Here is an 18,106-nt window from a genome sequence, read left to right as displayed (position 1 = left end):
TTGGCGCGGTTCATGGTTTTGATGGGTGATGACCGACCAACCACTCGTGATGGTGCTGAACGGCCCCAACCTGAACCTGCTGGGCAGCCGCGAACCGCATATCTATGGCCATGACACGCTGGATGATATTGCCGAGCGGCTGGAAGCGCAGGCCGCCGCGCTGGGCCTAGCGCTCGATGTCCGCCAGTCCAACCATGAAGGCCATATCGTCGATTGGCTGCACGAAGCCGGTGCGCGCGGTGCGCTGGCGGTGCTGCTGAACGCAGGGGCGCTCACCCACACGTCGGTCGCCATTCACGATGCGATCAAGGGCATCGCCGTGCCGGTGATCGAGGTGCATCTTTCCAATCCCCACGCGCGCGAGGAATTTCGCCACACCAGCTTTGTGGCACGTGCGGCGAAAGGCACGATTTCGGGCTTCGGCGCGGCGTCTTACACGCTGGCGCTGGACGCGGCGGCTGCTTTACGGCAGTAAGCCGGGCTTCATTGGGGGCAAGAGACGGGACCATCATGTCTGACAGCAAAACTTCAGTGGTTGGGGGAATCGTGGTCGATACCGGCCTGGTGCGTGAACTGGCCGAACTGCTGGACGCCAGCAATCTGACCGAAATCGAAGTGAAGGACGGGGATCGGACCATCCGCGTCGCCCGCACTGCGGCCGCTGTCACCATGGCCGCTGGCCCTGCCAGTTACGCTCCGGCCCCGCCGGCGGGCGGCTGGCCCGCACCGCCGCCGGCTGCGGCTGCCACGGCTTCTGCACCCTCTGGTGGCGATGACGTGCGCAACCACCCCGGCTTGGTAAAATCGCCGATCGTCGGCACAGCCTATCTCACCCCGGAACCGGGTGCGCCGGCCTTCATCACCGAAGGTGCCACCGTCGCCGCCGGCGCCACGCTGCTGATCATCGAAGCCATGAAGGTGATGAACCCGATCACCGCGCCCAAGGCCGGCGTGGTGAAGGCCATCTTGGTGAACAATGAGCAGCCGGTGGAATATGACCAGCCGCTGGTGATTATTGAGTAAGCCGGCGCCGATGTTCAAGAAGGTCCTGATCGCCAACCGGGGCGAAATCGCGCTGCGCGTCCACCGTGCCTGCCGCGAAATGGGTATCCGAACCGTGGCGGTGCACTCCACCGCCGACGCTGATGCCATGCACGTGCGGTTGGCCGATGAAGCCATCTGCATTGGCCCGCCGTCGGCGACGGACAGCTATCTGAACATCCCGGCGATCATTTCGGCGGCAGAAATTGCCCAGGCCGATGCCATCCACCCCGGCTATGGTTTCCTGTCCGAAAACGCGCGTTTTGCCGAAATCGTGCAGGAACATCGCATCACCTGGATCGGCCCGGATCCGGAACATATCCGCAAGATGGGCGACAAGGTTGAAGCCAAGCGCACCGCTGCCCTGCTGGGTTTGCCGCTGGTGCCGGGCAGCGATGGCCCGATCGAAACCATGGAAGAAGCGCTCGCGGTGGCCGAAATCATCGGTTACCCGGTGCTGGTGAAGGCCGCTTCGGGCGGCGGCGGCCGTGGCATGAAGGTGATCCCCGATGCCGCCAGCCTGCCCTCGCTGGTGAGCCAGGCCAAATCCGAGGCCAAGGCCGCCTTTGGCGACGACACCGTCTATATCGAGAAGTATCTTTCCGAGCCGCGCCACATCGAATTCCAGGTGTTTGGCGATGGCCATGGCGGCGCCGTCCATCTGGGCGAACGCGATTGTTCGTTGCAGCGCCGCCACCAGAAGGTGCTGGAAGAAGCCCCTTCGCCGGCGCTCAACGCCGCCGAGCGGGCGCGCATGGGCGAAGTGGTGCGTGAAGCGATTTCCAAGCTGAAATATCGCGGCGCCGGCACCATCGAATTCCTTTGGGAAAACGGCGAGTTCTTCTTCATCGAGATGAACACCCGCCTGCAGGTGGAACATCCCGTTACCGAAGCCATCACCGGGCTTGATCTGGTTCGCGAGCAGATCCGCGTTGCTGCCGGCCTGCCGCTGTCGGTCACCCAGGACGAGGTGAAATTCGAAGGCCACGCCATCGAATGCAGGATCAACGCCGAAGATTCGAAGACGTTTGCGCCGTCACCGGGCCGGGTTACCGATTTCCACCAGCCCGGCGGCCTGCACGTGCGGGTCGATTCGGCGCTGTATGACGGCTATCGCATCCCGCCTTATTATGATTCGCTGATCGCCAAGCTGATCGTGTACGGTGCCAACCGTGATGAGTGCCTGATGCGCTTGCGCCGCGCGTTGGAAGAATTCGTCATCCACGGCCCGAAGACCACGATCCCGCTGCACCAGGCGCTGATCGAGGATCCGGATTTCCAGAACGGCGATTATTCGATCAAGTGGCTGGAACGCTGGCTGGCCAAAAAGGCGGCCGAAGAGACGGCGGCCGGTTGAAGCTCCTTTTCGGGCGGGCCTGATCGGGGCATGTTGAACCCGTGACCCGTCCGCTCACCCATCGGCTCGATCCGGATATGCTGCTGCGCGCCTATGCCAGCGGCATCTTCCCGATGGCCGAACGTGCCGACAGCACCGATGTGTTCTGGGTGGAGCCGCGCCGCCGGGGCGTGCTGCCGCTGAACGCGTTTCACCTGCCGAAAAGCCTGGCCAAGACGTTGAAGCAGCAACGCTTCCGCTTCACCGCCGATCGCGCCTTTGCCGCCGTGCTGGAAGGCTGTGCCGAACCGGCGCCGGGCCGCAGCGAAACGTGGATCAACCCACTGATTGCCGAAGCCTATGTGGCGCTGCACGAACGCGGCCAGGCGCACAGCGTGGAGGCGTGGACCAGCGATGGCGAGCTGGCTGGCGGTCTCTATGGCGTGCGGCTGGGCGCGGCGTTCTTTGGCGAATCGATGTTCACCCGGGTTCGCGATGCCAGCAAATGCTGCCTAGCCGCCCTTGTGACGCGGCTGCGGCTGGGCGGGTTCCGGCTGCTTGATACGCAGTTTCTCACCAGCCATCTGGCCGGGTTCGGCGCAGTGGAAATAACGGCGAAGGATTATCGCGGCAGGCTGGCAGCAGCGCTTTCGGGCGCGGCGGGCGATTTCTTCGCCGGCGATGAAGGCACGGTGCGCGGCGCAGGCCCGTCGGGAAAGCGCATCGTGCAGCTCTTGAGCCAGACATCATAGCGCGGGTGCTGCATGACATTCAGGCTGGGGCTTTCGGCATAGAGCCAGCCGGAAAACACGCGTTTCACCTGCCCGGCCAGCCGCTCATCGACCTGCAGGAAGGCGCCCTGCAATTTCGGCCATTCCCACGGCGGCGTCGTCTCGCAGGTGCGCGCCGTGATGCGGATGCCGGCGAAATCGATGAACTGCCCGGGCTTCAGGGTGAGGAAGCGCGTCTCGCCGGTGCGCTTTGCCAGCGCGCCGACGACCAGCACGCGCTCCTTGACCGGGGTGACTTGTGCGACGCGCGGCGCGGCGGGTTTGGCCGGGGGTGGTGCAGCGGCGGGCGCTGCGGCCGGCGGCGCTTCCTGCGCCATTGCAACGCCCGCAATCAGGCCGGCGACCAGCGCCAACGCTTTACTTGGCCGGGGCATTGGCGGCCGCAGGTTCGCTTGCCGGCGCATCGCCACCGGAACGGTTCACGACACTGCCGATCAGGCCCATCAGATCGGGCGCGCCCGAGGTTTCGATGATCTCGCCACCGTCCTTCAGCATGTCGGCTTCGGCCCCCGGCGTCAGAGCGATATAATTGCCGCCGAGCAGACCCTCGGACGAGACTGCGGCTGAGCTGTCGATCGGCAGGTTCAGCCCGCGATCAACGCTCAGGCGCAGCACGGCCTGATAGCTGGTCGGATCAAGTTCCAGCCCCACCACCTTGCCCACCTTGACGCCGGCGACCTTCACATCGGTGCCCAATGTGACGCCGCCGATATTGGGAAATCGCGCCGTGAGCGTGACGCCATCGCTGCCTTCACCAGCGCCCGTCCGGGCCCAGGCAAAGGCGACGAATCCGGCCGCCAGCAGCACCACGAACAGGCCGATCAGTGCCTCGGCCAGATGGTCCTTCAGCGTGCCGGCCATCAGGCGTCAGGCGACCAGGCGCGATAATCGCCCGTGGTCGGCGCGCGCTGGCCGCCGGCGATCAGCGCGCCGCTGGGGGAATGGGCCAGCTTCGTGCCGGTGGCATTGGGCGTCCATTCACGTTCCCACACGCGCGTCACCAGCGGCTTGGTGCTGGGCGGCTCATTCACCGTCTTGTGCATCCACAAATGCCATTCTGGCGGGATGCGCGTGGCTTCGGGTTCGCCGTTGTAGATCACCCAGCGCTTTTGCGCCGCGCCGTTGCCGGACCGGTAATAGATATTGCCCTGATCATCGCGCCCCACTTCCTCGCCATTGCGGGCGGTGAAGATGCGGGTGCCGAGGCCGGGGCCATTCCACCAGGTGAAGATCGTCTTGAGCACGGACACGTGTCGCTCCTTTGCCCACCCAAAACACATTTTGCCGCACCCGCGCAACCCCGGTGATGGCGGATAGGCGCGGACGCAAAAAGCCGCTACGCAGCCGGCGTGAACCGCGCGCTGGCCTTCATCTTCATCACCGTTCTGATCGACGCCATCGGGTTTGGCGTCGTCATCCCGGTGTTTCCGCAGCTGATCGTCAAGCTGACGGGGCGCGATCTGGCGAACGCGGCCGAGGTTTCGGGCTGGATCGCCTTCCTCTATGCCGGCGTGCAGTTCCTGATGGGGCCGGTGATCGGCGGGCTTTCCGATCGCTTTGGCCGCCGCCCGGTGCTGCTGGCCAGCCTTGCGGCCTTTTCGCTTGATTACGTGGTGATGGCCTTTGCCCCCACGCTGTGGTGGCTGGTCGCCGCCCGCGTGGTGGCCGGCATCACCGGGGCGACCTTCCCCACCGCCTATGCCTATATCGCCGATGTGACCCCGCCCGAAAAGCGCGGGGCGAACTTTGGCGTGATCGGCATGGCGTTCGGTTTCGGTTTCATCATTGGGCCGGCGCTGGGTGGATTCGTGGCGCAGTTCGGCACCGAAGTGCCGTTCCTGGTTTCGGCTGGCCTCGCCATGGCCAATTTCCTCTATGGCCTGTTCGTGTTGCCGGAATCGCTGCCGCCCGAAAAGCGCCGCGCCTTCGAATGGCGCCGCGCCAATCCGGTGGGCGCGCTCATGCGGTTGAAATCGGCGCATCCGGTGGTGCTGATGCTGGCCGCGACCGTGTTCGTGTGGACCCTGTCCTACCAGTCACTCTATTCGATCTGGAGCTATCACGGCCAGCTGCGGTACGGCTGGACGCCGGAGCAGGTGGGCTGGAGCCTGGCCGCTGTTGGCGTCACCGGCGCCATCGTGCAGGGCTTCCTTGGCCGCAAGCTGATCCCGCGCTTTGGCCAGCGCCGCATTATCGTCGTTGGCCTGATTTCGGCGGTGGCGGGCTATTCCACCTATGCGATGGCCGATGCAGGCTGGATGGTTTACCTCGGCATCGCCGTTTCGGCCTGTCAGGGCCTGGTGTTCCCCTGCTTGCAGGGTCTGATGTCGGCCGAGGTCGCGCCGAACGAGCAGGGCGAGTTGCAAGGCGCGGTGGCCTCGATCCAGAGCCTTTCGGCCATTGTCGGCCCACCGCTGATGACGACGGTGTTCGCGCGCTTCTCCGTCGCGGATGCGCCCATCTATGCGCCGGGGGCGCCGTTCGTCGTGTCGTTGGTTTTTGTTGGCATCACGGCGCTGATATTCTTCCGCGCCCATGCCGGGCGGCGTGTTGTGGCGGCGGAATAATCAGCCGCGCGCCTGAAACCACGGCGTCATCCGGGCGATCGCCTCACGCACCTGCGGCGTATCCACGGCAAAACTGAAGCGCATGAAGTGGCGGCCCTCCACCGGATCGAAATCGATGCCCGGTGCGGTCGCCACGCCGGTATCCAGCAGCAACTGCTCGGCCAGCGCCATCGCATCGTCGGTCAGGTGTGCCCCATCGGCCCAGATGTAGAAGGCGCCATCGGGCGGCGCGATCTTCGTCAGGCCCATCGCCGGCAGCGCATCCAGCATCAACTGGCGGTTGACCGCATAGCGGGCGATGTGGCCCTCAAGTTCGTCAACACAGTCCATCGCCACCAGCCCGGCGTGTTGAGACAGGGTGGGGGCGGTGAGGAAGAGATTGCCCATGCGGGCGCGGGCGGAATCGATCAGGTCTTCGGGCGCCACCAGCCAGCCCAGCCGCCAGCCGACCATCGAGAAATATTTGGAGAAGCTGTTCACCACAATTGCATCCGGCGCATATTCCAGCGCGCTTGCCACCGGGCCAACGAACGACAGGCCGTGATAGATCTCGTCGGAGACGATGCGGATGCCGCGCTCTGCACAAACGCGGGCGATGGCGGCCATCTCATCCGCCGGAATGACAGTGCCGGTGGGATTGGCCGGGCTGGCGATGATGACACCGGCCGGCGCGGGATCGAGCGCCGCCAGGTGCGCCGCCGTGATCTGGTAGCGGCTTTCAGGGCCGCAGGCGATTTCCTGCACGATCATGCCCAGCGCGTGGCAATTGTTGCGATAGGCAACATAGCCCGGCCGGGCCATGGCGATGACATCACCGGGGCGGAACGCCGAGGTGAGCGCCATCACCAGCGCCGGTGATGCACCGCAGGACAGCACGATGCGTTCCGGCGCCACGTGCACGCCGTGGCGGGACTGGTAGAGCCCGGCGATCCGGGCCTTCAGCGGTTCCGATTCCCAATAGCTGCCGGGATCATTGTCCAGCACGGCGTGCGCGCGGGCGATGGCGGCAGCAGGCGCGCCGGTGGAAGGCTGGCCGAATTCCATGTGGATGATGCTGCGCCCCTCGGCCTCCAGCCGACGGGCAAGGCGCGACAGGCGGATGGCGTGGAAGGGTTCGACGGGATCAGGATGGTTCATGCCGGGCCGTTAGCGGCTTTTGACGCGCGTTGCACCTGTGGCGTGTGGCTGGCACAAGGCGCAGCGATGATCCGCCTGTTCCTGCTGTTGTTGTGCCTGGCCTGGCCTGTGCTGTCGGCGCCTCCCGTCCCGGTGGCCGCCGCTGCCGATCTGCGGCTGGCGCTGCCGCCGCTGGTGCGCGGTCACGAGGCGCAGACGGGCGCGCGCTTCAGCCTCAGCTTCGGGTCGTCAGGGCAGATGGTGCAGCAGGCGCTGAATGGTGCACCGTTCCAGCTGCTGCTGCTGGCCGATGCCAGCCACGCGGATCGCCTGGCCGCGGCGGTGCCGGGAGTGGAGCGCCGGCCTTACGCGCTGGGCCGGCTGGCGCTGGTGGCCACAAGGGCCAGCGGCGTCACTGATCTCGCCAGCCTGAAGGCCGCCATCGGCGCGGGCCGCATCCGCCACCTCGCCATCGCCAATCCAGCGCACGCGCCCTACGGCGTCGCCGCCCGCGCCGTGCTGGCCGGACTGGGCGTCACCGGCGCGCCGTTGGTGCTGGGGGACAATGTCGCGCAGGCGCTGAGTTTCGTGTCAACGGGCGCGGCAGAGGCCGGGCTGGTGGCGCTGCCATTGGCGCGCGCTGCCAGCAGTGGTCTGATCGTGGTGCCGGTGTCGCCCGCGCTGCATCCGCCGCTAGTGCAGACGCTGGTGCTGATGCCCGGCGCCACCCCGGCCGCGCGCGGGCTGGCCGATCGCCTTACCGGGCCGAACGGCCGCGCCGCGCTGGCCCGGGCCGGGTTTGGCCTGCCGTGAACGGCGCTGATCTGACCGCGCTGCACCTGTCGCTTATGCTGGCAGCGGCAACCGTGGCGCTGCTGCTGCCGCTGGCGCTGCTGCTTGGCCACTGGCTCGCCACGACACGCTGGCGTGGTCGGGCGCTGGCCGAAGCATTGTTGCTGCTGCCGCTGCTGCTGCCGCCCACCGTGGTGGGCCTGGCGCTGCTGATCGGCATGGGGCCGGACAGTGTGATCGGACGCAGTTGGCAGGCGATAACGGGCGGCCAACTGGTGTTCAGTTTCGCCGGCATCCTCGTCGCCTCCGTATTGGTCAACCTGCCGCTGATGGTGCAGCCGGCACAGCGCGCGTTCGAGGCGGTGGGCGATGATCTGCGCGCCGCCTCCGCCAGTTGCGGCCTGTCCCCGCTGCGGGCGTTCACCAAGGTGGAGCTGCCGCTGGCCTGGCCCGGCCTTGCCACCGGCGCCGTGCTGGCCTTCGCCCACACGCTGGGTGAATTCGGCGTTGTGCTGATGGTGGGCGGCGCCATCCCCGGCGAAACGGCGACGCTCAGCCTCGCCATCTATGACCGGGTGCAGGCCTTTGACATGGCGGGCGCGGCGCGGCTGGCGTTGCTGTTGCTCGGCATAAGCCTGATCGCCATCACGCTGCTGTTCCTGCTGGGGCGCAAGCGTGGCTGAGGGCCTCACCGTCGCGCTCACCCGCGCTGGCCCGCTGGAAGTGGAAGCCGCGTTCAGCGTGCCGCCGAGGCAGACGCTGGCGCTGGTCGGGCCATCGGGCGCCGGCAAATCGACGATCCTGAAGGCCATCGCTGGCCTGCTGCCCACCACCGGCACGGTGCGCGTGGGCGGCCAGGACTGGCAGACGGGCACCCACGCCCTGCCGGCCTGGCAGCGGCGCGTGGGCCTGGTGCTGCAGGGCGGTGGCCTGTTTCCGCACCTTGATGCGCTCGGCAACGTGATGATCGCGCAAGCCACGCCTGACCGTGACGCCGCGCTGGCGCTGCTGGCGGCGATGCAGATGGACGGGCCGGTGCTTGGCCGCCGCCCCGCCGGCCTGTCAGGCGGCGAACAGATGCGCGTGGCGCTGGCCCGGGCGCTGGCCCGCGCGCCGGACGTGCTGCTGCTGGATGAGCCGTTCGCTGCCGTCGATCCTCCGGTGCGCCGCGCGCTGATTGCGGCCGTGGCCAACGTCCGCCGCCAGAGCGCTGCGCCGATGATCATCGTCACCCACGATCTTGCCGAAGCCGCCGGCATCGCCGATGTGTGCGCCTTCATCGATGGCGGGCGCATCGTCGAACAAGGGCCGGCCGCCGCCGTGCTGGCCGATCCTGCCAGCCGGCTCAATCGCTGGCTGGCTGGCTAGAGCAGTGCCGCCAGCGCAAGATAGCGCCCGGCCTTGGCCAGCGTCACCAGCCCAAGAAACAGCGGGAAGGGCGTGCGCGCGGCTCCGGCCAAAACGGTGAAGCCATCGCCCACCACCGGCAGCCAGCTCAACAACAGCGTGGCCACGCCCCAGCGGTTGAACCATGCGGCGCTGCGGTCCCAGCCGGCGGCGGATAGGGGGAACCAGCTGCGATGACGGAAGCGGTCTGCCGATCGGCCCAGCCCATAGTTGAGCACCGCGCCGCCAACATTGCCCAGCGTGGCGACCAGCACCAGCAACCAAGCCGGATGCTCGCCGGCCAGCAGCAAGGCGGCGAGCACGATTTCGGATTGCGCCGGCAGAATCGAGCCGGCCAGAAAGGCGCTGGCGAACAGGCCGGCCAGCGCGGCAGCACTGGCGGGCCCCATCGCTAATTCTCACTTTTGCAGTGGCGGAGTCGGAGGGATTCGAACCCTCGGATCCAGTTACCCAGATCGGCAGTTTAGCAAACTACTGGTTTCAGCCACTCACCCACGACTCCGAGCGAGGCGGAGGCTATAGCCATGCCGCATGGGGCTTGGCAACAGGCTTTCGCGGCTGGCCCCGGCGGCGCGTGGCGGCTACAAGGCAGTGGTGGTGGCTCAGCCCCGGTTCAGGCTGGGAAGGTGAGACAGGATCCACATGATGGCGAGGGCCCGACAGATGCAGCAGATGATGAAGCAGGTGATGGCGGTGGCGTTGATTGGCCTGCTGGCAGCGGGCCCGGCTCTGGCGCAGGAAGCCCAGACGGCGCCTGTGCCGGCGCCAGCACCTGCCGCCGCTCCGCCGCCGCCGCCCGCCACCCAGACTTATGCCGAGGAAGATGTGCTGGGCGCCGCCGAGGACGTGTTTGGCAAGGGCGCCGAAGGCCTCGCCGAAATCGTTCGCAAGACCTTCAAGGATCGCGGCCAGCCCAATGCCTATATCGTTGGCCGCGAGGCCGGCGGCGCCTTCATCTTGGGTGTGCGCTATGGTTCGGGCATGCTGTACCACAAGGTGGAAGGTGAACGGAAAATCCACTGGACCGGGCCTTCGGTGGGCTTCGATATCGGCGGCGATGGTTCGAAGGTGTTCGCGCTGGTGTATAATCTGAACGACACCGAAGACCTGTATCGTCGCTATCCGGCCGCCGAGGGCAAGGCCTATCTGATCGGCGGCTTCACCGCCAACTATCTGCAGCGCGACAATATCGTGATCGTGCCGATCAAGCTGGGCGTTGGCTGGCGGCTGGGCCTGAACGGCGGCTATCTGAAATTCTCCAAGAAGGGCAAGGTGCTGCCCTTCTGATCAGTGGAAGATGCCGACGGCGAGCTCGGCCCACACCAGCAGCAGCATGGCAAGGCCACCAAACATGCCCATGGTGCGCCACTGGCGGCGGGGCAGGACGGCGACGATTTCGAGAACGACGCCGGTGGTGCCCAGGAGCAGCGCGGCCGCCAGGAAATCGCCGGGGCCCCAGTTCATCTCGTCAGTGAACGCCATGGCAAGCGCCGGGAGCAGCAGCAGGCCGGCGGCCAGGCTCCAGCCGGCTTTTCGAATGGTTGCGGTGGAAAGGGTCATCGGCAGTTCCTGTGGTGGCGCGAGGATGCACTCACTGCCGTGATCAATCAATCGCGCCCAGCAGCGGCTCGCCTGCACCCAGAAGACGGATGTTTTCGACCAGCCGTTCCATGATGCGGCGGTTGATATCGGGGTTGCTCCACGACACGTGCGGGGTGATGCGGCAGCGGGGATGGCCCTGCAGGCGGTGGCCGGCTGGCAGCGGTTCCGGATCGGTGACATCAAGGCTGGCCCACAGCCGGCCCTTGTCCAGTTCGGCCAGAAGCGCATCCTGATCGATCAGCCCGCCGCGGCCGACATTGACGATGTGCGCCGTGGCCTTCATGCGCGCCAGCCGTTGGGCGTTCAGCAGATGCTGGGTGGCCGGCGTGATCGGGGCGGCCAGCACGAGATGATCGGCGCGGGCCACCACCTCGTCCAGCGGTGCGGTGCGTATATACGGATCGGGCGAAGGCGCGGCACTGGCGCGGGCGGCAATGATCTCCATGCCAAAGGCGTGGGCATATTTCCCCACCTGCCGCGCGATATTGCCCAGGCCGATCAGGCCCAGCGTGCGCCCGTGCAGGGTGGCCAGCGGTTGATCGATGAACTGGGTGCGCTCAGGCCACTCCTCACCGGCTTTCAGCGTGATCGCGGCCAGTTGCTTGGCATGAGCCAGCATCACGGCCAGCGCATATTCGCCGATCGGGATGGCGGTGGTGCCTGATGCACTGGCGACGGCAGGCGCTTCGAACAGCCAGGGCGGATAATCATCGGCACCGGCGCTGGCCAGTTGCACCAACTTCACGTTGCCGGGCCAGCCGGCGGGGCGCGGGGCGTGATTGGCCTCGTCACGATCATCGCCTTGCCCGTGCAGCACGAACAGCACGTCCACATCCGTGGGCAGCGCCCAGCGATCTTCCTGCGGAATATGTGTGGCCGCAGTGATGCCGGGCAGGCCGGCGAGCATGGCCGACATCGGCGGGGCAAATTGGTGGGCGATGCGCATCTTGTCCTCCCTGATGGCCATCCCCTAGCGCGCCGCGATGCTGCCCGCTACAGGGCGAAGCGAAACTCAGGCTTAAGAGGACGAAATGGCCAGCATCACCGTGATCATCCGCGACGGACAAAGCCATGTGCTGCCCGCCCATCCCGGCATGAGCGTGATGGAAATCATCAAGGATGCCGGCATTTCCGAACTGCTGGCGCTGTGCGGCGGCTGCTGTTCCTGCGCCACCTGCCATGTGCACGTGGCCGAAGGCGACATGGCACGCACCGGCGCGGCCAATGCCGATGAAGCCGATCTGCTCGATTCGTCGGATCATCTCACCCCGGCCAGCCGGCTTTCCTGCCAGATCGCCTTCACCCCGGCGCTGGACGGCATCACCGTCACCATCGCGCCGGAGGATTGAGCGCGGCCATGCGGCTGGTTCTCGCTTCGGCCAGCCCGCGCCGGCTCGATCTGCTGGCCCGGCTGGGGCTGGTGCCCGATGCGGTCGATCCGGCCGATCTGGACGAAGCTGTGCAACCCGGTGAGCAGCCGCGCCCCCATGCCGAACGCCTGGCGCGTGAGAAGGCGGCGCTGGTCGCCAGCCGCCATCCTGGCGCCATCGTGCTGGCCGCTGATACGGTGGTCGCCGCCGGCCGCCGCATCCTGCCCAAGGCCGAGGATGAAGCGACGGCGCGGACGTGCCTGGCGCTGCTTTCCGGCCGCCGTCATCGCGTGCTGACGGCCGTGGCGCTGGTGGATGCGGATGGCCGCCTGCGCGAACGGCTGAGCGAATCCATCGTCACCTTCCAGCGCCTCCAGCCCGCCGACGTGGACTGGCTGATCGGGCGCGGCGACTGGCAGGGCAAGGCCGGCGGCTATGCCATCCAGGGCGCCGCTGAAGCCTATGTGCGCAGCCTGTCGGGTAGTTTTTCGGGCGTGGTCGGCCTGCCGCTCAACGAGACGCGGCTGCTGCTGACGGCGGCCGGCTGGCGCGCATGATCGCGCTGGTGGAGGCCGCGCCCGGCGCCACCCGCGCCCTGGTGCTGGATGGTGATACGGTGGTGGAGGCTCACATCGCGCGCGCGGACGATCCGCTGCCGGTGGGCCTGATCGCGCCGGCGCGGCTGGCCGATCGCCGGCAGGGCGTGGCGGTGCTGGCCGCTGTCGAAGCGCAATTGGCGCCGGTGCCGGCCGATTGGCCCGAGGGGCAGACCCGTCTGGTGGAAGTGCTGCGCCCGGCGCGGCCCGATGGTGTGCGCGACAAGCAGGCGCGGGTGGCGGCGCACGATGGCCCGGCGCGCCCAGCGCCCGATCTGGCGACGCGGCTGGCGACGGCTGGCCATGCCGTGACGCCGGTGCCGGCGCATGGTCCGGATGTGCTGGCCGATTCGGGCTGGGATACGGTGGTGGAAGAGGCGCTGTCGGGCCGTGTCGAGTTCCCCGGTGGCCGGCTGCTAGTGGCGCCCACGGCGGCGATGCTGGTGATCGATGTGGATGGGACAGGCGATCTGGCGCGGTTGGCCGAAGCGGCGGCCCGCGCCGTAGCGGCCTTGATTCGCCGGCATGGCATCGGTGGCCCGGTGGTGGTGGATTTCCCTTCGCTTGGCGGCCGTGCCCCGCGCGCCGTTGTGGATGCCATCCTGGCCGAAACCCTGCCGCCGCCGTTTGAAAGGACTGCGATGAACGGATTTGGCCTGGTGCAGATCATCCGCCCGCGCCGGCAGTTGAGCCTGATCGAAAACGTGCGCCAACCGGGCTTTGCCGCGCTGGAACTGCTGCGCCGCGCGCAGCGCCTGGTCGGCCCCGTGCAGATCGAGGCCCAGGCCAGCGTAATCGATTGGCTGGCCGCGCACCCGGCCCTGATTGCGGACTGCGCGCGACTGACCGGCGGGACACTGGCGCTGCAGGCCCGCGATGGGGCAGGGAGGGGCCATGTCCAACCCGCCTGATTCGCGCCCGCGCCCGTGTGTTTATTGCCGCAAGGCCCCCGCGGCGCCGGCCTTCCGCCCCTTCTGTTCCGAAGGCTGCCGCAGCCGCGACCTCAACGCCTGGCTGTCCGATCGCTATGTGCTGCCGGCGGGAAGCGAGGCGGACGAACTTTCTGACATCTCTGCGCTGGACAACGACGACGAGGCTGGCTAAACGGCCGCCTCCCACGCGGTTTACCCGACCGCTGTGACAAATGTGGGCCCGGGTAGCTCAGGGGTAGAGCAGGGGATTGAAAATCCCCGTGTCGGTGGTTCAAATCCGCCCCCGGGCACCATTCTTACCGCTCGCGCAGATCAGGACTTCCCATGGCGGGGAACATCGGCCATGGGCTGCGTCCATGAACCTCGCCCGCTTCCCCCGTCGCCGTTACACCCCCGGTTTCACCCCGCTGGAGCCGCTGCCGCGCCTTTCAGCCGCCATTGGCGGCGCGGAGATCTGGATCAAGCGTGACGATCTGCTCGGTCTTGCCGGCGGCGGCAACAAGACGCGCAAGCTGGAGTTCCTGATCGCCGATGCGTTGGCCAAGGGTGCCGACACGCTGATCACCGTGGGTGCGCCGCAGTCCAACCATTGCCGGCTCACGCTTGCCGCCGCCGCCAAGGAGGGCCTGGATTGCCGGCTGGTGATCGAGGAGCGGGTGGCGGGCAGTTTCAGCCCCGACGCACTGGGCAACAATCTGCTGTTCGATCTGATGGGTGCCGCATCGGTACGCATGGTCACGGCCGGTGCCGATCTGGCCGAGGAAATGGCCGTGGAAGCCGCCGCGGTAAAGGCGGCGGGCGGTCATCCCTATATCATCGTGGGTGGTGGCTCCTCGCCGCTGGGCGCGCTGGGCTATGCCGCGTGCGCACAGGAAATCATGGCGCAAGCGTTTGATGAAGGCGTCGCCTTCGATCGCATCGTGGTCGCATCGGGCAGTGCCGGCACCCATTCGGGCCTGATCGCTGGCCTGGTGGCGCTGAATGCCGGTATCCCTGTCACCGGCATCAACGTGCGCCGGCCGCGCGCCGAACAGGAAGCCAATGTGCTGAAGCTGGCGCAGGCGACCGCCGACCTGATGGGCACGCCGCAGCCGGTGGCCGCAGATATCGTGGCGCTGGCCGATTGGGTTGGTCCTGGTTACTCGCTGCCGACGCCCGAAATGGTGGAAGCCGTGCGGCTGCTGGCAGCGAAGGAGGGCATATTGCTCGACCCGGTGTACAGCGGCAAGGCGATGGCCGGGCTGATCGCGCTGGCGCGGCAAGGCGCTTTCAAGGGTGAACGGGTGCTGTTCCTGCACACCGGCGGTTCGCCGTCGCTGTCGGCCTTTGCCGGCGTGCTGCGCGATCCTGCCTTCAATCAATGACCCACTATCGGACAATCGGCGTGATCGGCGGCATGGGGCCGGCGGCCACCGCCGATTTCCTGAACCGGCTGGTGGCAGGCGTGAATGCCGCCAGCGATACCGATCACCCGCGCGTGCTGGTAGACAGCAACCCGCATGTGCCCGATCGTAACGCCGCCGCGCTGCATGGGGCGGATTCTCCCGGCCCGGCGCTGGCCGCCATGGGCACGGCCCTGGTGGCGCAGGGGGCGCAAGTGCTGGCCATGCCGTGCAATGCCGCGCACGGCTGGGCCGATGCGATTACCGCAGCGCCGTTTGTCTCGATGATCGATGCCGCCGTCGCCGAGGCGATGGCGCACCAGCCGCGCTGCATCGGTGTGCTGGGCGTTGGCGCAACGCTGGCACTTGATCTGTATGGGCGTGCCAGCCCGGTGCCGGTTCTGGCGGGCGATCTGGCCGTGGTGCAGCCGGCGGTGAATGCCATCAAGGCCGGGGATCGCAGCCACGATGTTCGCGCGGCGCTGGCCGGCGAAGCGGCACGGTTGGCGGCAGCCGGGGCGGACGTGGTGATCGCCGCCTGCACCGAAGTGCCGCTGCTGCTGGCCCAAGCCGATGTGGCCGTGCCGCTGATTGATTCCACTGCCGCGCTGGCCCGCGCCACGTTGGCGGCGGCGCGTTTGCCCGATAGGGTGTGACGATGACCAAAACGACCGCCGCCGTTCTTGCCGCCATGGGTGCGGCTCAGCCTTATGCCACCAGCCAGCCGCTGACGATGAAGACGCTCGATCTCGCGCCGCCGGGGCCAGGCGAGGTGCTTGTAGCGATCGAAGCCGCCGGCCTGTGCCACAGTGATCTGTCGGTGGTGAACGCCGATCGCCCGCGCCCGCTGCCGATGGCGCTGGGCCATGAAGCGGTGGCGCGCGTGGAAACCGCCGGGCCGGGCGCGCGGCTGAAGCCGGGCACGCGCGTGGTGATGGCCTTCCTGCCGGCCTGCGGCCACTGCACCGTCTGCTGGTCGGGCGAGCCGTGGCTGTGCGGCAATGGCGCGGCGGCCAACGGCAAAGGCGAATTGCTCGGCGGCGGCTTTCGCCTCTCGGATTGCGGCCACCCCGTGCACCATCATCTGGGCCTGTCAGCCTTTGCCAGCCACGCGGTGATCGATGAACGCAGCCTGGTGGTGATCGACGACGACATCCCGGCCGAAATCGCTGCGCTGTTCGGTTGTGCGGTGCTGACGGGCGTTGGCGCGGTGTTCAATTCGGCCGTGGTGCGGCCTGGCGAAAGCGTTGCTGTCTGGGGTTTGGGCGGTGTTGGCTTGGCCGCGCTGCTGGGGGCGGTGGCGGCGGGCGCGGAACCGGTGATTGCCATCGATCCGGTGCCGGAAAAGCGCGCACTGGCGCTGGAACTGGGTGCCCGCGCGGCGGTGGCACCGGAAGACGCGGCGCAAGCCTTTGCCAAGCATGGCGCGCCCCGGGTCGCCATCGAGAGCGTGGGCAGCGGCAAGGTGCTGGCCGAGGCCTATCGCACCGCGGCGCGCGGTGGCCGCATTGTCACCGTCGGCCTGCCCAACCCGGCCGATCCCTTCACCATCCCGGCAGTGAGCCTGGTGGCGGAAGCCAAGACTATCATCGGCAGCTACATGGGATCGGCGGTGCCGGCGCGTGACATTCCGCGCTACATCGCCTTGTGGCGGGCCGGGCGGCTGCCGGTGGAGCGGCTGCTTTCCGGCGTGCGGCCGATGGCCGAGATCAACGATGCGCTCGATGCGTTGGCCAGCGGGCACGCCATCCGCCAGATCCTGATCCCCTGATGCTGCCGGCAGGCTGGTGGCCGGTGATCGGCGGCGGCCTGGGCCTTCTGCTGGGCAGTTTCATCGCGTTGCTGACGGCACGCTGGCCGCAGGGGGAAACCATCCTTGGCCGCTCGCGCTGTGACCGGTGCGGGGCAAGATTGGGTGCGCTGGAACTGGTGCCGGTGCTGTCGCACATCATCCTGCGTGGTCGCTGCCGGCACTGCGGCCAGGCCATTGCGGCCCGGCATTGGCAGATCGAACTGGCGGCAGCGGTGATCGGGGCCGGGCTGTTGTGGCAATTCCCGGCGCTGGAAGGCTTATTGCTGGCGCTGGCTGGGTGGTGGTTGCTGGCGCTGCTGATCCTTGACGCCGAACATCAGTGGCTGCCCGATGCGCTCACCCTGCCGCTGATCCCGTTCGCGCTGCTGCTGCCGGGGCTGCCGCTGGAACAGCGGCTGTGGGGCGCAGGGTTGGGCTTTGCCGGGCTGTGGCTGGTGGGCTTTGCATACAAGCGGCTGCGCGGGCGCGACGGGCTGGGCGGCGGCGATCCCAAGTTGCTGGCCGGGCTGGGGGCGCTGCTGGGCGGGTGGAGCCTGCCGTTCCTGATCACCGGCGCAGCCGCACTGGGCCTCGCGCTGGCCGGCTGGGATCATTTTCGCGGTCGCCCGGTGAACGCCGCTACCCGGCTGCCGTTCGGTGCACTGCTGGCGGGCGTGGCGCTGATCCTGCTATGGCTGGGGCCCGATTGGCTGGAGATGGTTCGATGACGCGGTTTGCCGGCGCCCAGAAAGTGCCCGACAAGCGAGTGGAGATGGTGATCCGCAAGGGCTTTCTGTCGGCGGCGGATTGCGCCGGGCTGGTCAGCCTGATCAATGTGCATCGCCGGCCGTCGACTATCACCGATGCCTATGGCGCGGGCAGTGATTTCCGCACCAGTGAAACCGCTGATCTGCCGGCCGATGATCCGCTGGTGGGCCGGGTCTATCGCCAGCTGGCCGATTATGCCGGGCTCGACATCGCCCATGCCGAAGCCTTGCAGGGCCAGCGTTATGCCGTGGGCCAGCAGTTCCAGATGCACACCGATTATTTCGAGCCGACGGGCTTGGATTATTATCCGCACACCGCTGATGGCGGCCAACGCACCTGGACGGTGATGGTGTATCTGAACGAGCCCAAGGCTGGCGGCGCGACACGGTTTCAGCATCTGAACAAGACCATCCAGCCCGAAACCGGCAAGCTGGTGGCCTGGTGCAACCGCCTGCCCGATGGCGGGGTGAACAGCGCCACCCTGCATGCCGGCATGCCGGTGCGGGCCGGCACCAAATATATCATCACGGCCTGGTTCCGCGATCAGCCCCGCCGTCATCCGGCGGTTATCTAAAACGATCGCTATCCCGCCGTGAACTGACACGAAAAAGCCG

The 18,106-nt window shown here is 67.5% G+C and carries 24 protein-coding genes, 2 tRNA genes and 1 pseudogene; 19 read left to right on the top strand and 8 right to left on the bottom strand.

Annotated elements, in window-relative coordinates:
- Positions 1-28 precede the first annotated feature (28 nt).
- The 4 genes from aroQ to aat all read left to right on the top strand — a co-directional run bounded on the left by aroQ (position 29) and on the right by aat (position 3,129).
- Positions 29-475, top strand: a complete 447-nt coding sequence (gene aroQ, locus G566_RS0108445; protein WP_022680238.1) for a type II 3-dehydroquinate dehydratase — start codon at positions 29-31, stop codon at positions 473-475.
- A 35-nt stretch (positions 476-510) separates the two neighbouring features.
- Entirely contained in the window at positions 511-1,023 is a 513-nt protein-coding gene (gene accB / locus G566_RS0108440) for an acetyl-CoA carboxylase biotin carboxyl carrier protein (protein ID WP_022680237.1), read from the top strand.
- 10 nt (positions 1,024-1,033) lie between these two features.
- Positions 1,034-2,398: an acetyl-CoA carboxylase biotin carboxylase subunit gene (accC, locus tag G566_RS0108435; RefSeq protein WP_022680236.1), complete on the top strand. Its 1,365-nt coding sequence runs from the start codon at positions 1,034-1,036 to the stop codon at positions 2,396-2,398.
- 77 nt (positions 2,399-2,475) lie between these two features.
- Entirely contained in the window at positions 2,476-3,129 is a 654-nt protein-coding gene (gene aat, locus G566_RS0108430) for a leucyl/phenylalanyl-tRNA--protein transferase (protein WP_029131439.1), read from the top strand.
- Between the two features lie 35 nt (positions 3,130-3,164).
- Here the strand turns inward: aat and G566_RS15810 are convergent.
- The 3 genes and pseudogenes from G566_RS15810 to G566_RS0108415 all read right to left on the bottom strand — a co-directional run.
- A pseudogene (locus G566_RS15810) lies at positions 3,165-3,485 on the bottom strand (DUF2155 domain-containing protein); the annotation flags it as partial.
- A gap of 40 nt (positions 3,486-3,525) precedes the next feature.
- Complete coding sequence (mlaD, locus tag G566_RS0108420) at positions 3,526-4,029, bottom strand: outer membrane lipid asymmetry maintenance protein MlaD (protein WP_022680233.1); 504 nt, start codon at positions 4,027-4,029, stop codon at positions 3,526-3,528.
- A complete protein-coding gene (locus G566_RS0108415; RefSeq protein WP_022680232.1) occupies positions 4,029-4,418 on the bottom strand; it encodes an NADH:ubiquinone oxidoreductase subunit NDUFA12 in 390 nt (129 codons plus the stop codon). The genes mlaD and G566_RS0108415 overlap by 1 nt, the downstream gene beginning before the upstream one ends.
- A gap of 99 nt (positions 4,419-4,517) precedes the next feature.
- Between G566_RS0108415 and G566_RS0108410 the strand changes: the two genes are divergently transcribed.
- The gene (locus G566_RS0108410) at positions 4,518-5,735 is read left to right on the top strand and encodes a TCR/Tet family MFS transporter (RefSeq protein ID WP_022680231.1); all 1,218 of its coding nucleotides are present in this window, start codon (positions 4,518-4,520) and stop codon (positions 5,733-5,735) included.
- Here G566_RS0108410 and G566_RS0108405 read toward each other — a convergent pair whose 3' ends face one another.
- On the bottom strand, positions 5,736-6,872 hold the full coding sequence (locus tag G566_RS0108405; protein WP_022680230.1) for a pyridoxal phosphate-dependent aminotransferase: 1,137 nt from the start codon (positions 6,870-6,872) through the stop codon (positions 5,736-5,738).
- A gap of 66 nt (positions 6,873-6,938) precedes the next feature.
- Here G566_RS0108405 and modA point away from each other — a divergent pair, with 66 nt between their 5' ends.
- Genes modA through G566_RS0108390 form a run of 3 tightly spaced genes read left to right on the top strand, consistent with a single transcriptional unit; the run spans position 6,939 to position 9,011 of the window.
- The gene (gene modA / locus G566_RS0108400) at positions 6,939-7,664 is read left to right on the top strand and encodes a molybdate ABC transporter substrate-binding protein (RefSeq protein ID WP_022680229.1); all 726 of its coding nucleotides are present in this window, start codon (positions 6,939-6,941) and stop codon (positions 7,662-7,664) included.
- Entirely contained in the window at positions 7,661-8,326 is a 666-nt protein-coding gene (modB, locus tag G566_RS0108395) for a molybdate ABC transporter permease subunit (protein ID WP_022680228.1), read from the top strand. The genes modA and modB overlap by 4 nt, the downstream gene beginning before the upstream one ends.
- On the top strand, positions 8,319-9,011 hold the full coding sequence (locus G566_RS0108390) for an ATP-binding cassette domain-containing protein (protein WP_022680227.1): 693 nt from the start codon (positions 8,319-8,321) through the stop codon (positions 9,009-9,011). Before modB ends, G566_RS0108390 begins: the two co-directional genes overlap by 8 nt.
- Here G566_RS0108390 and G566_RS0108385 read toward each other — a convergent pair.
- Together G566_RS0108385 and G566_RS0108380 are read right to left on the bottom strand one after the other, a co-directional pair.
- Positions 9,008-9,439, bottom strand: a complete 432-nt coding sequence (locus tag G566_RS0108385; protein WP_022680226.1) for a YqaA family protein — start codon at positions 9,437-9,439, stop codon at positions 9,008-9,010. The genes G566_RS0108390 and G566_RS0108385 overlap by 4 nt on opposite strands.
- Positions 9,440-9,460: 21 nt before the next feature.
- Positions 9,461-9,552: transfer RNA gene (locus tag G566_RS0108380), tRNA-Ser, on the bottom strand.
- A 140-nt stretch (positions 9,553-9,692) separates the two neighbouring features.
- Between G566_RS0108380 and G566_RS0108375 the strand changes: the two genes are divergently transcribed.
- Positions 9,693-10,337: a DUF1134 domain-containing protein gene (locus tag G566_RS0108375; RefSeq protein WP_243442430.1), complete on the top strand. Its 645-nt coding sequence runs from the start codon at positions 9,693-9,695 to the stop codon at positions 10,335-10,337.
- On the opposite strand, the gene G566_RS0108370 is transcribed toward G566_RS0108375, so the two are convergent.
- Complete coding sequence (locus G566_RS0108370) at positions 10,338-10,610, bottom strand: hypothetical protein (protein ID WP_022680224.1); 273 nt, start codon at positions 10,608-10,610, stop codon at positions 10,338-10,340.
- Between the two features lie 43 nt (positions 10,611-10,653).
- Positions 10,654-11,598, bottom strand: coding sequence for an NAD(P)-dependent oxidoreductase (locus tag G566_RS0108365; RefSeq protein WP_040605543.1), 945 nt, complete (start codon positions 11,596-11,598; stop codon positions 10,654-10,656).
- 85 nt (positions 11,599-11,683) lie between these two features.
- On the opposite strand from G566_RS0108365, the gene G566_RS0108360 reads away from it, so the two are divergent.
- The 10 genes from G566_RS0108360 to G566_RS0108315 all read left to right on the top strand — a co-directional run bounded on the left by G566_RS0108360 (position 11,684) and on the right by G566_RS0108315 (position 18,066).
- Entirely contained in the window at positions 11,684-12,001 is a 318-nt protein-coding gene (locus tag G566_RS0108360; RefSeq protein WP_022680222.1) for a 2Fe-2S iron-sulfur cluster-binding protein, read from the top strand.
- A gap of 8 nt (positions 12,002-12,009) precedes the next feature.
- On the top strand, positions 12,010-12,579 hold the full coding sequence (locus G566_RS0108355) for a Maf family protein (RefSeq protein ID WP_022680221.1): 570 nt from the start codon (positions 12,010-12,012) through the stop codon (positions 12,577-12,579).
- Entirely contained in the window at positions 12,576-13,529 is a 954-nt protein-coding gene (locus G566_RS0108350; protein ID WP_022680220.1) for a ribonuclease E/G, read from the top strand. The genes G566_RS0108355 and G566_RS0108350 overlap by 4 nt, the downstream gene beginning before the upstream one ends.
- A complete protein-coding gene (locus G566_RS0108345) occupies positions 13,513-13,722 on the top strand; it encodes a DNA gyrase inhibitor YacG (RefSeq protein ID WP_022680219.1) in 210 nt (69 codons plus the stop codon). Before G566_RS0108350 ends, G566_RS0108345 begins: the two co-directional genes overlap by 17 nt.
- Before the next feature lie 46 nt (positions 13,723-13,768).
- A tRNA-Phe gene (locus G566_RS0108340) sits at positions 13,769-13,843 on the top strand.
- 63 nt (positions 13,844-13,906) lie between these two features.
- Positions 13,907-14,914 (top strand): D-cysteate sulfo-lyase, encoded by a 1,008-nt coding sequence (gene cuyA, locus G566_RS13955; protein WP_022680218.1) that lies wholly within the window; start codon positions 13,907-13,909, stop codon positions 14,912-14,914.
- Positions 14,911-15,588, top strand: coding sequence for a cysteate racemase (gene cuyB / locus G566_RS0108330; protein WP_022680217.1), 678 nt, complete (start codon positions 14,911-14,913; stop codon positions 15,586-15,588). The genes cuyA and cuyB overlap by 4 nt, the downstream gene beginning before the upstream one ends.
- 2 nt (positions 15,589-15,590) lie before the next feature.
- On the top strand, positions 15,591-16,703 hold the full coding sequence (locus G566_RS0108325) for a zinc-binding dehydrogenase (RefSeq protein WP_022680216.1): 1,113 nt from the start codon (positions 15,591-15,593) through the stop codon (positions 16,701-16,703).
- Complete coding sequence (locus tag G566_RS13950) at positions 16,703-17,452, top strand: prepilin peptidase (RefSeq protein WP_022680215.1); 750 nt, start codon at positions 16,703-16,705, stop codon at positions 17,450-17,452. Before G566_RS0108325 ends, G566_RS13950 begins: the two co-directional genes overlap by 1 nt.
- The gene (locus G566_RS0108315) at positions 17,449-18,066 is read left to right on the top strand and encodes a prolyl hydroxylase family protein (protein WP_022680214.1); all 618 of its coding nucleotides are present in this window, start codon (positions 17,449-17,451) and stop codon (positions 18,064-18,066) included. The genes G566_RS13950 and G566_RS0108315 overlap by 4 nt, the downstream gene beginning before the upstream one ends.
- Positions 18,067-18,106 lie beyond the last annotated feature (40 nt).

The sequence above is a fragment of the Sandarakinorhabdus limnophila DSM 17366 genome, assembly GCF_000420765.1.
Classification (GTDB): Bacteria; Pseudomonadota; Alphaproteobacteria; order Sphingomonadales; family Sphingomonadaceae; genus Sandarakinorhabdus; species Sandarakinorhabdus limnophila.
Note: the sequence above shows the minus strand (reverse complement) of the source record. Positions and strands in the feature narration are given on the sequence as shown.

What these genes read in the sequence shown, in the direction of transcription:
- mlaD (WP_022680233.1), bottom strand. Translation starts at nt 4,029, where the DNA reads ATGGCCGGCACGCTGAAGGACCATCTGGCCGAGGCACTGATCGGCCTG.
- accC (WP_022680236.1), top strand. Translation starts at nt 1,034, where the DNA reads ATGTTCAAGAAGGTCCTGATCGCCAACCGGGGCGAAATCGCGCTGCGC.
- G566_RS0108405 (WP_022680230.1), bottom strand. Translation starts at nt 6,872, where the DNA reads ATGAACCATCCTGATCCCGTCGAACCCTTCCACGCCATCCGCCTGTCG.
- G566_RS13950 (WP_022680215.1), top strand. Translation starts at nt 16,703, where the DNA reads ATGCTGCCGGCAGGCTGGTGGCCGGTGATCGGCGGCGGCCTGGGCCTT.
- aat (WP_029131439.1), top strand. Translation starts at nt 2,476, where the DNA reads ATGCTGCTGCGCGCCTATGCCAGCGGCATCTTCCCGATGGCCGAACGT.
- G566_RS0108365 (WP_040605543.1), bottom strand. Translation starts at nt 11,598, where the DNA reads ATGCGCATCGCCCACCAATTTGCCCCGCCGATGTCGGCCATGCTCGCC.
- accB (WP_022680237.1), top strand. Translation starts at nt 511, where the DNA reads ATGTCTGACAGCAAAACTTCAGTGGTTGGGGGAATCGTGGTCGATACC.
- G566_RS0108325 (WP_022680216.1), top strand. Translation starts at nt 15,591, where the DNA reads ATGACCAAAACGACCGCCGCCGTTCTTGCCGCCATGGGTGCGGCTCAG.
- aroQ (WP_022680238.1), top strand. Translation starts at nt 29, where the DNA reads ATGACCGACCAACCACTCGTGATGGTGCTGAACGGCCCCAACCTGAAC.
- cuyB (WP_022680217.1), top strand. Translation starts at nt 14,911, where the DNA reads ATGACCCACTATCGGACAATCGGCGTGATCGGCGGCATGGGGCCGGCG.
- G566_RS0108385 (WP_022680226.1), bottom strand. Translation starts at nt 9,439, where the DNA reads ATGGGGCCCGCCAGTGCTGCCGCGCTGGCCGGCCTGTTCGCCAGCGCC.
- G566_RS0108375 (WP_243442430.1), top strand. Translation starts at nt 9,693, where the DNA reads ATGATGGCGAGGGCCCGACAGATGCAGCAGATGATGAAGCAGGTGATG.
- G566_RS0108370 (WP_022680224.1), bottom strand. Translation starts at nt 10,610, where the DNA reads ATGACCCTTTCCACCGCAACCATTCGAAAAGCCGGCTGGAGCCTGGCC.
- G566_RS0108345 (WP_022680219.1), top strand. Translation starts at nt 13,513, where the DNA reads ATGTCCAACCCGCCTGATTCGCGCCCGCGCCCGTGTGTTTATTGCCGC.
- modA (WP_022680229.1), top strand. Translation starts at nt 6,939, where the DNA reads ATGATCCGCCTGTTCCTGCTGTTGTTGTGCCTGGCCTGGCCTGTGCTG.
- G566_RS0108350 (WP_022680220.1), top strand. Translation starts at nt 12,576, where the DNA reads ATGATCGCGCTGGTGGAGGCCGCGCCCGGCGCCACCCGCGCCCTGGTG.
- cuyA (WP_022680218.1), top strand. Translation starts at nt 13,907, where the DNA reads ATGAACCTCGCCCGCTTCCCCCGTCGCCGTTACACCCCCGGTTTCACC.
- G566_RS0108315 (WP_022680214.1), top strand. Translation starts at nt 17,449, where the DNA reads ATGACGCGGTTTGCCGGCGCCCAGAAAGTGCCCGACAAGCGAGTGGAG.
- G566_RS0108355 (WP_022680221.1), top strand. Translation starts at nt 12,010, where the DNA reads ATGCGGCTGGTTCTCGCTTCGGCCAGCCCGCGCCGGCTCGATCTGCTG.
- G566_RS0108360 (WP_022680222.1), top strand. Translation starts at nt 11,684, where the DNA reads ATGGCCAGCATCACCGTGATCATCCGCGACGGACAAAGCCATGTGCTG.